This is a genomic window from Clostridium amazonense, from assembly GCF_056431285.1.
Genome location: NZ_JBWKMH010000033.1, coordinates 234070 through 247293, shown reverse-complemented (window position 1 = coordinate 247293; position 13224 = coordinate 234070). Strand labels below are relative to the sequence as shown.

Genomic DNA, 13224 nt, shown 5'->3' with positions numbered 1-13224 from the left:
AGGCTATAAAAATTTATAGCCTTTTTTATATGCAATGGAAATTTCTCTATAGAAAATATAATTAGAATGTAAAAATTAATTTTATATAAGAAACTAGGTGAATACATACTTTGTTTTAAATTGAAAATTTAATTTGAATATTGAAGTATATTTTTTGTTAAAGTAGTATAGATGAACAACGAATTATATTATAAGAATGAAACAACTTAATATGTAAAGTAATTACTAATTTATGGTTGAAAGAAATTTTAATATAGTAGTATAATCATATTGAAGAATTAATAATGTTATAATTATTATTATAAATTGTAAATTTATTAAGATTAATTTTGCACAATATAATGTTTTGAAGAGAGGTGTACCTTTAGGCAGAATGTTTTTATATTCTTTTTAGGTATACTTTTTTCATATAGATTTTTAAAAACACATAAATATAAGAATATATATAAATAATTTACGTGGAGGGGAATTATTAAGTATGGAAGATATGAAACTATTTGATAAAACAGAGAGTTCTTTAGAGTTCTCTAGTAGTTTGGAAGGCGTTTTAGAAGTTTTAATTAGCAACAAGTATTTCTACGAAGAACAAATAAATATATTAAAGGAAGCTCTTATGAGTAGAGTTAGTGCTTCAGCAATTGCAGATCCAACTTTAGAACCTAAAATGATGAAATTGATGTTAGAAGGTTTAAAAGAAAACATAAATCTTTCAGAATATGTTAATGATGGATTTAAATTTGAACAGGTAGAAGAGTTATATAAAGGAATAAAAAAAGGAATAGATGTAAAGGCGTATACTAATGTAGAGTATAATCACTTTCAAATGTCAGTAATAAGAAATGCAATTGAAATGGGATTAAATATAGAACCTTTAAAAAATGCAGAATTAAGTCATACTCAAATGGCGTTAATATGTTATGGAATTATAAACAATTTAGATATATCTAAGTATTCTAATCCTAAAATAAGTGCAGAAAAGGCATTAGAAGTAATAAAGTCTTTAGAAAACAAAACATCTTTATATCTTGTTTTAAATGAAGAAGAAATTGCCAGTGAGTATAGTTTTTATCAATTACAACAAATCAGATTAGGTATGTTAAATAGAATTAACGTATGGTTATATAAAAATCCTAACATTAAATTAGAATGTATGAAATACATAAGATTTTGTTTAGAAAACAACATAGAAATTGATGGTATAAAGAATTATGACATAACTGGTGATGAAGGAGAAGCTTTAGTTAAAGATAGTGCATTAAAAATTGCTATGAAGAAGTTAAGAGATAAGAGAAGAGACATGAAAGATATAGATATGAGCAATGTAACAATAGAAGCTGATAAAAAGTTATGTACTGAATACTTAGAAATGCTTTATTCTAAATGGGAAAAACAAAACTTAAAAGTTCTTATGAATGAGGGAAAAGTACCTAATTATTGTAGATGTTTAGATTAAGTATTTTAGAATATTAACTTAAACATTTGTAAAAACTTTAAATATATAATATAAAAATTTAATTATTGCTAATAAGGGGTGTTTTTATGGAATTTTATGAAGAAACTTTAAATAGTAAGTGTATATATGATGGCAAAGTTATAAAAGTTAGGGTAGAAGATGTAAAGTTACCTAATGGGAAAGTAAGTAAAAGAGAAATTGTAGATCATGTAGGGGCAGTCGCTATAGTAGCATTTAAAGATGAAAATACTATAATTTTAGTTAAACAGTTTAGAAAAGCGTTAAATGAAATTTTAACAGAGATACCTGCTGGAAAACTAGAACTAAATGAAAATCCTAAAGAGGCTGCTATAAGAGAACTAGAAGAAGAAACTGGATATAAAGCAAAAAAACTAGAGTTCTTAGGTAAAATAGCTACAAGCGTAGGATTTTGCAATGAAATAATTCATATATTTAAAGCTACTGAATTATATGAAGGTAAACTAAATTTTGATGAAGATGAATTTATAGAATTAGAAGAAGTTAAACTAAATGAAGTTAAAACAAGAATTAGAAATGGCGAAATAATAGATGGAAAAACTGTTGCAGCCATGGCTTTAATCTAAAGATTTAAATGGAAGTAGATTTTGAAATTTACTTCCATTTTTCTATAGCTAAATAAATAAAATATTCATAGAATTAAACATTATATCATAACTATAGATAAGACTTATAAAATGATTATTTAACTAATTATAAAAAGCAGTTAAATTTTTAGGACAAGTAGTCCGTGATAAAAGGAGGATATCATGATTAACAAAGGTATATCAAAAAGTTTAGATGATAATAAAATATTTTATTTATTAAGTGCTATATTTATTGCTATTGGTGTAATTATGGGGATATATTGTGTTAAATATTTAAGCGCAAATGAAAATGAAAGTATTGCTAAATATATAGATACGGTACTTAAGGGATCTAGTGGTGAAATAAGAAATGCTTCTGTATTCTTTGAGGCATTAAAAAATAATATGATGTTTTTATTAGCTTATTTATTTTTAGGTATAACAGTAGTAGGAATTCCAATAATTTTAATTATAAATATAATTAAGGGGTTTACTATAGGCTTTTCATTTAGTTTTTTTATTTCTAAAGTAGCTGAAAAAGGCATTAGATTAGCAATATTTGCAATGATTCCACAAAATATAATATATATATCATGTATAACAGCAGCATCAGCAATAGCTATGAAATATTCTATAAATCGCATAAAAAGAAAAGGAACTGTTTGTGATTTAAGTATAAAAAAATATATAGGAAATATGATTGTATTTACTGGAATAATAATTTTAGGAGCAATTTTTGAATCTTTTCTTAGTCCATTTTTAATAAAAGTTATTTTGAAATAAAAGAATTGAAAATATAGACAAGTTTCTATATTTTCAAAGAATTATTTGTTATATACAACTAATTTATTTTGTAAAGCAAATTTAATGAAATTTTAATAAAAAAATGTACAATAATATTTAAATAATGAGCAAAAATCTTGATAAGCAGGATATGTTGTTATATAATTACATTTATAAATTTAAACTTTTTAAAAAATTTTTAATTAGAGGTATTATTATGAATAAGTTACTAAAACTATATGTAGAACAAATGCAAAATAAAAATTTATCATATAATACTATTGAAGCTTATGTTAGGGATATATCTAATTTTATTTCCTATTTAGAAGAGAGCGAAGAAAGTTTAGAATCTATTAACACGGATGCAATAATATTGTATGTTGAAAAACTAAGAAAAGAAGGAAAAGCTAACACTTCAATAATCAGAAATATTGTTTCAATAAGAAACTTTTATAAATATCTTGTTATAAATAAATTTGTAGATGAAGATCCTACTTTAGCATATGATTTGCCTAGAAATAAAAAAGAAATTCCAGAAATTTTAACTATAGAAGAAGTTGAAAGGTTATTAGAAGCACCAGATGATGATTATAAAGGGCTTAGAGATAAAGCAATGCTCGAGATAATGTATGCTACAGGAACAAAAGTAAGTGAACTTTTAAATTTAACTATGTATGATAAAAATTTAGAACTTTCATATATAAGAGTTAAAGAAAAACATGATGAAGAAAGAATAATACCACTTGGTAGGATAGCAGTTAAATATTTAAAAAAATATTTAGAAGTTAGAGATGAATTAAATATAAATAAATTAGATTATATATTTTTAAATAGTAAAGGTCAAAAGATGACTAGACAAGGATTTTGGAAAATAATAAAAAAATATGCAGAAGATGCAAGTATAAATAAACATGTAAATGCAAATACATTAAGACATTCTTTTGCAGTACATTTACTTCAAAATGGTGCAGATATAAAATCTGTTCAGGAATTGCTAGGACATAATAGTATGACGGCCACACAAATATATTCATTTATTTCAAGGCAAAATAAACTAGAAGAAGTATATAAAAAGGCTCATCCAAGAGCTTAATATACTATGAAATAGGACAGATACTGGTGTTATTTTAAAAACACAAACATTATTCGATATTTTTAAAATAATGTACTGTTCAATTTGGTTATTATTTGTATTAAAATAAGGGTATATTAAATATATTTTAAGAAAAATTAAAAATATATAACTTTTCAAATTTGTACATTATTAAACTAAAATGTTAAGATAATTTTACCTGTTTTACAAAATGTTAAAAATATAGGCAATCATATTAGTTTTAGTTTAAGGATAAATTAATATAAATTTTGATAACCATTTTAGAAAGGAGATATGAATGATGACAAAAAAAGTAACACTTGTTGTTTTAGATAGTGTTGGAGTAGGTGAACTTCCAGACGCTAAAGAATATGGAGATGTAGGTAGCAATACACTTGCTAACATTTCTAAAAAAGTAGAAAAATTTGAGTTACCTAATATGGAAAAGTTAGGATTAGGTAATATTATAGATATACATAATGTAAAACCAGTTGAAAATGCTTTGGGATGTTACGGAAAAGCAATGGAAAAATCAAAAGGAAAGGATACAGTTACTGGTCACTGGGAAATTGGAGGAATTGTTTTAGAAAAACCTTTAAAAACATATCCAGATGGATTTCCTAAAAATATTATAGAAGAATTTGAAAGCAAAATAGGTAGAAAAGTTTTAGGAAATAAGGTAGCATCAGGTACAGTTATTATTGATGAACTAGGTGAAGAACATCAAAAAACTGGTTACCCAATAGTATATACTTCAGCAGACAGTGTATTCCAAATAGCTGCGCATGAAGAGGTTATACCATTAGATAAACTTTATGAAATGTGTCAAATTGCAAGAGATATGCTTGTTGGAGATAAAATGGTAGGAAGAGTTATTGCAAGACCATTTTTAGGTTCTGAAAAAGGAGATTTTAAAAGAACTTCTAATAGACGTGATTATGCAATAGATCCATTTGAAAAAACAATGCTTGAGTATATAAAAGAAGATAATAAAGCTGTAATGGCTGTAGGAAAAATAGAAGATATATTTAATAAAAAAGGTATTACAGATGCAGTTCATACAAAAGATAATATGGATGGTGTTGAGAAAACTTTAGAATATATGAAAACTGATAAAGAAGGTTTAATATTTACTAACTTAGTTGATTTTGATATGAAATTTGGACACAGAAACAATGTAGAAGGATATGCTGAAGCATTAATGGAGTTTGATAAAAAATTACCAGAAATTATGGAAGCTATGGGTGATGAAGATATTTTAATATTAACAGCAGACCATGGATGTGACCCAACAACACCTGGAACTGATCACACAAGAGAGTACACTCCAATACTTGTATATGGAAAAAATTTAAAAAACAATGTTAACTTAGGAATAAGAAAAAGCTTTTGTGATATAGGAAAAACTGTATTAGATTTATTGAATGTGAGCAATGAATTAAATGGAGAAAGTTTTTTAAAAGAAATAATAAAATAATAGGTAATAATAAAAATTAATAATATTTAAAACATAAAACTGTTTTAGGAGGCAACAATAGTATGGAAATGAACAAAATAAGAGAAAGTGTTAGTTATATAGAAAGCAAATTAAACTTCAAACCAGAAATAGGAGTAATATTAGGTTCTGGACTTGGAGATATGGCAGACACAATAGAAGAAAAAACAGTAATAAAATATAGTGAAATACCAAACTTTCCAGTGTCAACAGTTCAAGGACATAAAGGACAATTTGTAATTGGAAAATTAAAAGGTAAAAACGTAATAATGATGCAAGGAAGATTCCATTTTTACGAAGGATATGATATTCAAACATTAGCATTACCTATATATGTTATGAAAAACTTAGGTGTTGAAACACTAATGGTTACAAATGCAGCAGGTGGAGCTAATACTTCATTTAAACCAGGAGATTTAATGATAATAAAAGATCATATAAACTTCAGCGGAGATAATCCACTAATAGGTAAAAATGATGAAGAAATAGGACCAAGATTCCCAGATATGTCAGAAGCATATAACAGAGAATATGCAAAAGTTGTTAAAAATATAGGTGAAAAACTTGGCTTAAAATTACAAGAAGGTGTATATATGATGTTCTCAGGTCCAACATATGAAACACCAGCAGAAGTAAAACTAGCAAGACTTTTAGGAGCAGATGCAGTTGGTATGTCAACAGTTCCAGAAGTTATAGCAGCTAGACACTGTGGAATGAAAGTAATAGGAATATCTTGCATAACTAACATGGCAGCAGGTATATTAGATCAGCCATTAAATCATGAAGAAGTTATGGAAACATCAGCTAAAGTTAAGAAAGACTTTACAGCTTTAGTTGAAAATATAATAGAAACTATATAATATATTTAAAATCAAGGTTCTAAGTTGACTTTTTAAACTTAGAACCTTATAAAATTAAGTTTAAGTTATAAATGAAACTGTAAATCAGTTTCTTTTAAATTTTAATATAAAAAATTTAAAGCTATTTTAAAATCAAAATAGTTAGCAGTTGGAGGAAATGCTTTATGAGAATGTATGATTTAATATTAAAAAAACGTAATGGAGAAGAGTTAACTACAGAAGAAATTAACTTTATAATAGAAAACTATACTAATGGAAGTATACCAGATTATCAAATGTCAGCATTATTAATGGCTATATACTTTAAAAAAATGAATGAGAGAGAAACAGCAGACTTAACTATGGCTATGGTTAATTCTGGTGATGTAATAGATTTAAGTAAAATAGAAGGAATAAAAGTTGATAAGCATAGCACAGGTGGAGTAGGTGATACAACTACTTTAATATTAACACCAATGGTAGCAGCAGTAGGAGTACCAGTTGCAAAAATGTCAGGAAGAGGTCTTGGACATACAGGTGGAACTATAGATAAATTAGAAACTTTTGAAAACTTCTCAGTAGCAATGAGTGAAGAAAAGTTTATAGATAATGTTAATACACATAAAATAGCTGTAGCAGGACAAACAGCTCATTTAGTGCCAGCAGATAAGAAAATATATGCACTTAGAGATGTAACTGCGACAGTAGATAACGTATCATTAATAGCTTCTAGTATAATGAGTAAAAAGATAGCATCAGGTGCTGATGCAATAGTTTTAGATGTTAAAGTTGGTGATGGAGCATTTATGAAAACAGTTGAAAATGCTCGTGAGCTTGGAAACGAAATGGTTAAAATAGGTAGAAGTGTTAATAGAAATACTATAGCAGTTTTATCTGATATGGATCAACCTTTAGGATTTGCAATAGGAAATGCCTTAGAAGTTGAAGAAGCAATAGAAACTTTAAAAGGAAATGGACCAAAAGATCTAGAAGAATTATGTTTAACATTAGGAAGTCAAATGCTAATTTTAGCAGAGAAAGCTTCAACTGAAGAAGAAGCAAGAAAAATGTTAGAAGAAGTTATAGAAAATGGTTCAGCTTTAGAAAAATTAAAAGAATTTGTAGAAGCTCAAGGTGGAGATACTTCAGTTATAGATGATACAACTAAACTTCCAAAAGCTAAATATGTAGTAGAAGTTAAAGCTACTGAAGAGGGTGTAGTTAAGAAAATACATTCTGATAAAATGGGAATTGTAGCTATGGAACTTGGTGCAGGAAGAGCGACTAAAGAATCAGAAATAGATTTAGCAGTAGGTATTGTTTTAAATAAGAAAAGAGGAGATAAAGTTAAAAAAGGAGATGTTTTAGCATATATTCACTCTAATAATGAAAGCAATATAGAAAAAGCTAAAAAAGGAGTAATAGAAAATTACGTTATAGTAGAAAACTATGAAAACAACATACCATTAGTGCATGACATAATAAAATAATTTAAATATGAATGAAAGCTATAAAACATGTAGCTTTCATTTTTTTATAGAAATTTTAAATTTTTAAATATAAAAATAATAGTATGACACTTACTTAAATTTATGAAATATTATATAAAAAAATACAGTTTAATATATATACATTGCATTAATAAATTAATTGATAATATTATAAATAAATTTTTCTTTTTAGGTAAAAATAAGCTTAAATAGTTAATCTTTAAGGAGGAGAAAAATGAAGCAAAGAGGAAAGATTATAAGTTTAGTTTTAAGCTTATTGCTATTATTTCAAATAACAATTCCAGTTAGCGTCAGTGCATTAGAAGATGGAAAAGAACAAAAGAAACAAGAAGCAACTACATCACAACCAATGGAAGTTGATGCAAGATCAGCACTACTTATAGAACCATCTACAGGAAAAGTAATATATGAAAAAAATCCTGATGAAAAATTTGCTCCAGCATCTGTAACAAAAGTAATGACAATGTTACTCACTATGGAAGCTATAGATAATGGAGATTTAAAATTAGATGATAAAATTGTTTGTAGTGCAAAAGTTAAAAGTATGGGCGGAAGCAGTATGATACTAGATGAAGGCGAAGTTAGAAGTGTAGAGGACATTTTAAAAGGAATAGCAGTAGCATCAGGAAATGATGCAGCAGTCGCTATGGCCGAACATCTTGGCGGAACTGAAGAAGCTTTTGTGGAAATGATGAATAAAAGAGCACAGGAACTTGGAATGAAAAATACAACCTTTAAAAATTGTACTGGTCTTCCAATAGAAGGACATTTAAGTACAGCAAGAGATATTGCTACAATGTCCCTAGAACTTTTAAAACATCCTAACATCCTAAAATATTCTTCAATATATATGGAAACTATAAGTGAAGGACGTAAAACACCAATTGAACTTGTAAATCATAATAAACTTGTAAGATTTTATGAAGGCTGTGATGGTCTAAAAACAGGATACACAGAGGAAGCAAAATACTGTATATCAGCAACTGCAAAGAGAAATGATGTAAGAATGCTTGCAGTAGTTATGGGATCACCTACCTATAAAATAAGAAATGCAGAAGCAAGTAAATTAATGAATTATGGATTTGCAAGATTTGAAAGTAAAAAAATAGTAGGAAAAGATGAAGAAGTAGAAACAATTCCTTTAAATAAAAAAGGTGATAAATTCTTTATAGCAAAATCTGTTGAAGAATTTAACTTAACTGTAGAAAAAAATTCACAAAATGAAATAAGCAAAAAAATAGTGTTAGATATGGACAAAAAACATTATAAAGAAGGCGATGTAGTAGGAGAATGTGAATACTATTTAGGAGATACACTAATTGGTAAAGTTCAACTATACACAGATAGAGAAATAAAACAGTCTCACTTCTTTAGAAATTTAAAAGATAACATAAGCAATATATTCGAATAAACAAAAAACTACCTTGAAAAATATTTTCCAAGGTAGTTTTTCATTATAAATAAATATAATAAAAATATAACTTTTGAGTTAAACCCTACAGTTCACTAAAGGACTTTACTATGATATAATAAAATGTATGTAAAAAATGTGTACATGCTAGAATTAAAATTAATTTTGAATTACCAAAACTAGAGGGAGCTTGTTATGTCATTAAATATAAAAATAACAAATTTTGAAGGTCCTTTTGATTTATTACTTCATTTAATAAAGAAAAATGAGATGAGCATTTATGATATAAAGATATTAGAAATTACAAATAAATATTTAGATTATTTAAAAGAAATGAAAGAGATGGATCTTGATATAACATCAGAATTTATAGTTATAGCTGCAACATTAATAGAAATTAAGTCAAAACTATTATTACCTAAACCTAAGGTAGAAGAACCAAATGAAGAAGATGCAGCAAAAGAACTTATTGAAAAATTAATTCAATATAAAAAATATAAACTTGTAGCTTCATTTTTAGGTGAACGTCAGTTAGAAACAGGTGCTGTTTTTAGTAAAAAACCAGAAATTATAGAAGAAAGAACTCCTAAAAAAGAAAATATTAAAGACATTTTAAAAAATGTAACAATGCTAGATTTATATAATTTATATAATGAGCTATTAAATAATTTTTTAAATAAGATGAATGAAAGTGAAACTTTCTTTGAAGATAAAATAAAAATAGAAACTTTTAAGATAGAAGATAAAATGACAGAGCTTACCACATTAATGAGAAGTTATCCTAAAATTCATTTTACTAAACTTATAAAGAAATATAATTCTAAGGGAGAGGTAATAGTTACATTTTTAGCACTTTTAGAATTAATAAAAATAAAAACTGTAAAGGTTACTCAAGAAAAAAGTTTTTCGGATATATACATAGAAAAAATAGATGAAACTGAAGGGGAAGATTTAGATAATGAGTAATGAGTATAGAGAACAAATAGAAATAGAAGAAGTTTCACGAAAAAAAATATATTATTCAATCATTGAATCATTATTATATGTAACGGGAGATCCTGTGAGTATAAACACAATAGCATCAATAATAGAATGTTCTATTGATTTCACTGAAAGCATAATGAAAGATATGATAAAGCTTTACAAAGAAGATGAAAGCAGAGGACTTAAGATAATAAAGAATAATAAGGAATATCAATTTGTTACTAAGCCAAGAAATTCAAAATACATGGAAAAACTATTAAAAACTAATGTAAGACAGTCATTATCACAGGCTGCATTAGAAACACTAGCTATAATAGCATATAGACAACCTATAACGAGAGTTGAAATAGAGGAAATAAGAGGTGTTAAGAGTGATAGAGCAATCTACACACTTTTAGATAAGAACTTAATAAAAGAAAGTGGAAAAAAAGAAGTAGTAGGTAGACCAAATCTTTATTCAACAACTGATGTATTCTTAAAATATTTTGATTTTGGAAATATTGAAGAATTACCTGACTTAGAAAGTTTTAATATAGAAGAAGATGCTCCAAATGAAAATATTGAGAAAGAAGTAGAGAATAATATTACTAATTAGTTTATACATGAATACAGAATGAAAATGAAGTTATTTATTAAATTTTTAGAGTAATTTAGTTGAATATTATATATAAAATAAGGGAAGTCACATGACTTCCCTTAAGTTTTAATAAAATTATAAGAAAGTAGATTTATAAATTAAATATCTAAATCCTCTTCTGTACTTTTATACTCAGGTTCTATTTTGTCGGCACAACAACATTCACTTTCATGAGAGTGAGAAGAAGGCTTAGATTCTTTTTCATCTTTATTAAAGAAATCTTTTATCATATCAAAAAATTGTGGTACACTTTCGATAAGTTTGTCATAGTTATCTGTGTGTTCAACAGACAATAATCTAACAGATTCACCTTTAACAATTAAAAAACTTACTGGTTTTATACTTATACCAGCACCAGAACCCCCTCCAAAAGGATGAGTTAAAGAATCTTTTGAATTTTTAGATTCAAACTCAGAACCCCCAGAACCAAAACCAAAAGATACTTTAGAAACAGGGATTATAACTGTTCCATCATATGAAGTTACAGGGTCGCCTATTATAGTGTTTACATCAACCATATCTTTAATATTTTCCATAGTACTTCTCATTAAATTTTCTATTGGATGTCCATTCATTTTAAATATCCTCCTTAACGGTATGTAAATTTGTTACTTGTTTTTTATCAGTTTTAGTGCTTTTTATTGCTAAATAACATATATAGATAATCTTTGCAAAACTTATAAAAAATATACCCTCTATTTCCACATTAATGTAATTTTTATTAAACTCGTAATTTACATCATATTTAAAATCATTAACATTAAAAAATAATTTTAAAAGACCATAAATTAAAACAAAAAGTTGATGACTATAACCAAATGCAATAGCGGTAAATGCAGCATCGGGAAAAGAGTAATTTAAATTGCAATTAAATCTAAGGTTTATTTTAAATCTGTTATTTATAAGATTTTTAATAAATGATTTAACATCTATATTAGAAAAAAGTTTTTTACTCACTTTTTCATCTTTAGATGTAGATTTATGTTCAAGTTTTTCTTTATTTAATTCTTTCTTTTGATTTAATTTATCTAAATTCAACTTCTTTTTATATATGTAAATTTCTAATTTTTTATTTATATAATTTAGTTTTATTTTTAGAGGAATAGGACAAAATAATATCAGTATGATAACTAGTAAGATTAATAAAAAAATTTTCATTATACTCCTCCAATCTTATTAGTAATAAGACTAACCATATTAAAGTAAAATATTCATAAATTTTTTATCTTTATAAAATAATTATTGTCATTTTGAAGAATAATAATCAATTATAAAAAAGTATTTAGAGGTGAATTTAGATGAAGAAAAAATACATAAGAATTATATCTATTTTTATGATATCAATGATGATGTCCATAAATTTTACAAAAGTTGCTTATGCTAAAGATTTAAGGGTAGATGCAGTAAGTGCAATTGCGATAGATAGTATAAGTGGTAGAGTGCTATTTGAACAAAATGGGTATTCTATTGTACCTATGGCCAGCACAACAAAAATAGTAACTGCATTAGTTGCATTAAATTGTGGTAATTTAGATGATGAATTTACAATATCTAAAAATTCAGCATCGGTTAGAGGTTCTACTGTAGGATATAAGGCTGGAGAGAAGATTAAGCTACATGAACTCTTATATGGACTTATGTTTAAATCAGGGAATGATGCAGCCATAGCAATAGCAGAAGGAATTGGTGGTTCTGTAGAGGGATTTTGCAAATTGATGAATGAATATGCATTAACCATTGGAATTTTAGATTCACATTTTGAATCACCTCATGGACTAGATAGTCAAAATCATTATTCCACAGCATATGATTTAGCATTAGCCACAAAAAAGGCTAAAGAAAATCCTAAATTTCATGAAATAGTTTCATCAAAAACAATTTCAAAAGATAAATATGGTTTTACAAGAGACTATCAAAATATAAATAAACTTTTATATCAAATGCCTAATGCTAATGGTGTAAAAACAGGATATACAGGTGGAGCAGGAAAATGTTTAGTATCTTCAGTTAATATGGGAGAGGGAGACATAATAATAGTCACATTAAACTGTACACCAAGATGGGAAGAAACACGCAAAATATATGAATATGTAGAAAAAAATTATGACTATAAAAAAGTAATATCACAAGGAGAAACATTAAAAAATCTTCAAGTGGAAAATGGAAAAGAAGAGTTAAAGCTAGTATGTCAAAAAGACATAGTACTACCTGTAAAAGAAAATGAAAAACTAAACATAGAAGTTGATGCACCAACAAATTTAAAAGCGCCTGTAGAAAAAAACAAAAAAATAGGTAGTGTAAAAATAAGTGATGAAAAAGGAAAAATACTATATGAGGAACTATTATCAGAAAATGAAGTAAACAAAAACCCATTATTTAAAGTAATAAAAGATAAAATATTTAAGAAATAGAC

13 protein-coding genes are annotated in these 13224 nt (G+C 26.2%); 11 read left to right on the top strand and 2 right to left on the bottom strand.

All coding sequences use genetic code 11. The features are described from left to right. Positions 1 to 478: 478 nt before the first annotated feature. The 10 genes from AC07E4_RS15800 to scpB all read left to right on the top strand — a co-directional run bounded on the left by AC07E4_RS15800 (position 479) and on the right by scpB (position 10769). Entirely contained in the window at positions 479 to 1453 is a 975-nt protein-coding gene (locus tag AC07E4_RS15800; protein WP_478216938.1) for a hypothetical protein, read from the top strand. An 86-nt stretch (positions 1454 to 1539) separates the two neighbouring features. Further along, positions 1540 to 2058: an NUDIX hydrolase gene (locus tag AC07E4_RS15795; RefSeq protein WP_040329321.1), complete on the top strand. Its 519-nt coding sequence runs from the start codon at positions 1540 to 1542 to the stop codon at positions 2056 to 2058. 183 nt (positions 2059 to 2241) lie between these two features. Further along, a complete protein-coding gene (gene spoIIM, locus AC07E4_RS15790; protein ID WP_040329320.1) occupies positions 2242 to 2841 on the top strand; it encodes a stage II sporulation protein M in 600 nt (199 codons plus the stop codon). A gap of 217 nt (positions 2842 to 3058) precedes the next feature. Further along, on the top strand, positions 3059 to 3934 hold the full coding sequence (gene xerD, locus AC07E4_RS15785; RefSeq protein ID WP_040329318.1) for a site-specific tyrosine recombinase XerD: 876 nt from the start codon (positions 3059 to 3061) through the stop codon (positions 3932 to 3934). A gap of 301 nt (positions 3935 to 4235) precedes the next feature. After that, positions 4236 to 5411 carry a phosphopentomutase gene (locus tag AC07E4_RS15780; protein WP_478216937.1) on the top strand — a complete coding sequence of 392 codons (1176 nt, stop codon included), beginning with the start codon at positions 4236 to 4238 and terminating at the stop codon, positions 5409 to 5411. A gap of 62 nt (positions 5412 to 5473) precedes the next feature. Beyond that, a complete protein-coding gene (locus tag AC07E4_RS15775; protein ID WP_040329314.1) occupies positions 5474 to 6289 on the top strand; it encodes a purine-nucleoside phosphorylase in 816 nt (271 codons plus the stop codon). A gap of 164 nt (positions 6290 to 6453) precedes the next feature. Continuing rightward, positions 6454 to 7758, top strand: a complete 1305-nt coding sequence (locus AC07E4_RS15770; protein ID WP_478216936.1) for a pyrimidine-nucleoside phosphorylase — start codon at positions 6454 to 6456, stop codon at positions 7756 to 7758. Positions 7759 to 7993: 235 nt separating this feature from the next. Further along, positions 7994 to 9190 carry a D-alanyl-D-alanine carboxypeptidase family protein gene (locus AC07E4_RS15765; RefSeq protein WP_478216935.1) on the top strand — a complete coding sequence of 399 codons (1197 nt, stop codon included), beginning with the start codon at positions 7994 to 7996 and terminating at the stop codon, positions 9188 to 9190. Positions 9191 to 9385: 195 nt separating this feature from the next. After that, a complete protein-coding gene (locus AC07E4_RS15760; protein ID WP_040329310.1) occupies positions 9386 to 10156 on the top strand; it encodes a segregation/condensation protein A in 771 nt (256 codons plus the stop codon). Continuing rightward, positions 10149 to 10769: an SMC-Scp complex subunit ScpB gene (gene scpB, locus AC07E4_RS15755; protein WP_040329309.1), complete on the top strand. Its 621-nt coding sequence runs from the start codon at positions 10149 to 10151 to the stop codon at positions 10767 to 10769. The genes AC07E4_RS15760 and scpB overlap by 8 nt, the downstream gene beginning before the upstream one ends. Before the next feature lie 140 nt (positions 10770 to 10909). On the opposite strand, the gene ytfJ is transcribed toward scpB, so the two are convergent. Together ytfJ and AC07E4_RS15745 are read right to left on the bottom strand one after the other, a co-directional pair. After that, entirely contained in the window at positions 10910 to 11386 is a 477-nt protein-coding gene (gene ytfJ / locus AC07E4_RS15750) for a GerW family sporulation protein (protein ID WP_040329308.1), read from the bottom strand. A 1-nt stretch (position 11387) separates the two neighbouring features. After that, entirely contained in the window at positions 11388 to 11969 is a 582-nt protein-coding gene (locus AC07E4_RS15745) for a DUF2953 domain-containing protein (protein ID WP_478216934.1), read from the bottom strand. Between the two features lie 140 nt (positions 11970 to 12109). Here AC07E4_RS15745 and AC07E4_RS15740 point away from each other — a divergent pair, with 140 nt between their 5' ends. Continuing rightward, positions 12110 to 13222, top strand: coding sequence for a D-alanyl-D-alanine carboxypeptidase family protein (locus AC07E4_RS15740; protein WP_040329306.1), 1113 nt, complete (start codon positions 12110 to 12112; stop codon positions 13220 to 13222). The last annotated feature ends 2 nt before the right edge of the window (positions 13223 to 13224 follow it).

Bases quoted from the DNA above. Each gene is read 5' to 3' on its own strand.
- AC07E4_RS15800 (WP_478216938.1), top strand. From the start codon at position 479: ATGGAAGATATGAAACTATTTGATAAAACAGAGAGTTCTTTAGAGTTC.
- AC07E4_RS15795 (WP_040329321.1), top strand. From the start codon at position 1,540: ATGGAATTTTATGAAGAAACTTTAAATAGTAAGTGTATATATGATGGC.
- spoIIM (WP_040329320.1), top strand. From the start codon at position 2,242: ATGATTAACAAAGGTATATCAAAAAGTTTAGATGATAATAAAATATTT.
- xerD (WP_040329318.1), top strand. From the start codon at position 3,059: ATGAATAAGTTACTAAAACTATATGTAGAACAAATGCAAAATAAAAAT.
- AC07E4_RS15780 (WP_478216937.1), top strand. From the start codon at position 4,236: ATGACAAAAAAAGTAACACTTGTTGTTTTAGATAGTGTTGGAGTAGGT.
- AC07E4_RS15775 (WP_040329314.1), top strand. From the start codon at position 5,474: ATGGAAATGAACAAAATAAGAGAAAGTGTTAGTTATATAGAAAGCAAA.
- AC07E4_RS15770 (WP_478216936.1), top strand. From the start codon at position 6,454: ATGAGAATGTATGATTTAATATTAAAAAAACGTAATGGAGAAGAGTTA.
- AC07E4_RS15765 (WP_478216935.1), top strand. From the start codon at position 7,994: ATGAAGCAAAGAGGAAAGATTATAAGTTTAGTTTTAAGCTTATTGCTA.
- AC07E4_RS15760 (WP_040329310.1), top strand. From the start codon at position 9,386: ATGTCATTAAATATAAAAATAACAAATTTTGAAGGTCCTTTTGATTTA.
- scpB (WP_040329309.1), top strand. From the start codon at position 10,149: ATGAGTAATGAGTATAGAGAACAAATAGAAATAGAAGAAGTTTCACGA.
- ytfJ (WP_040329308.1), bottom strand. From the start codon at position 11,386: ATGAATGGACATCCAATAGAAAATTTAATGAGAAGTACTATGGAAAAT.
- AC07E4_RS15745 (WP_478216934.1), bottom strand. From the start codon at position 11,969: ATGAAAATTTTTTTATTAATCTTACTAGTTATCATACTGATATTATTT.
- AC07E4_RS15740 (WP_040329306.1), top strand. From the start codon at position 12,110: ATGAAGAAAAAATACATAAGAATTATATCTATTTTTATGATATCAATG.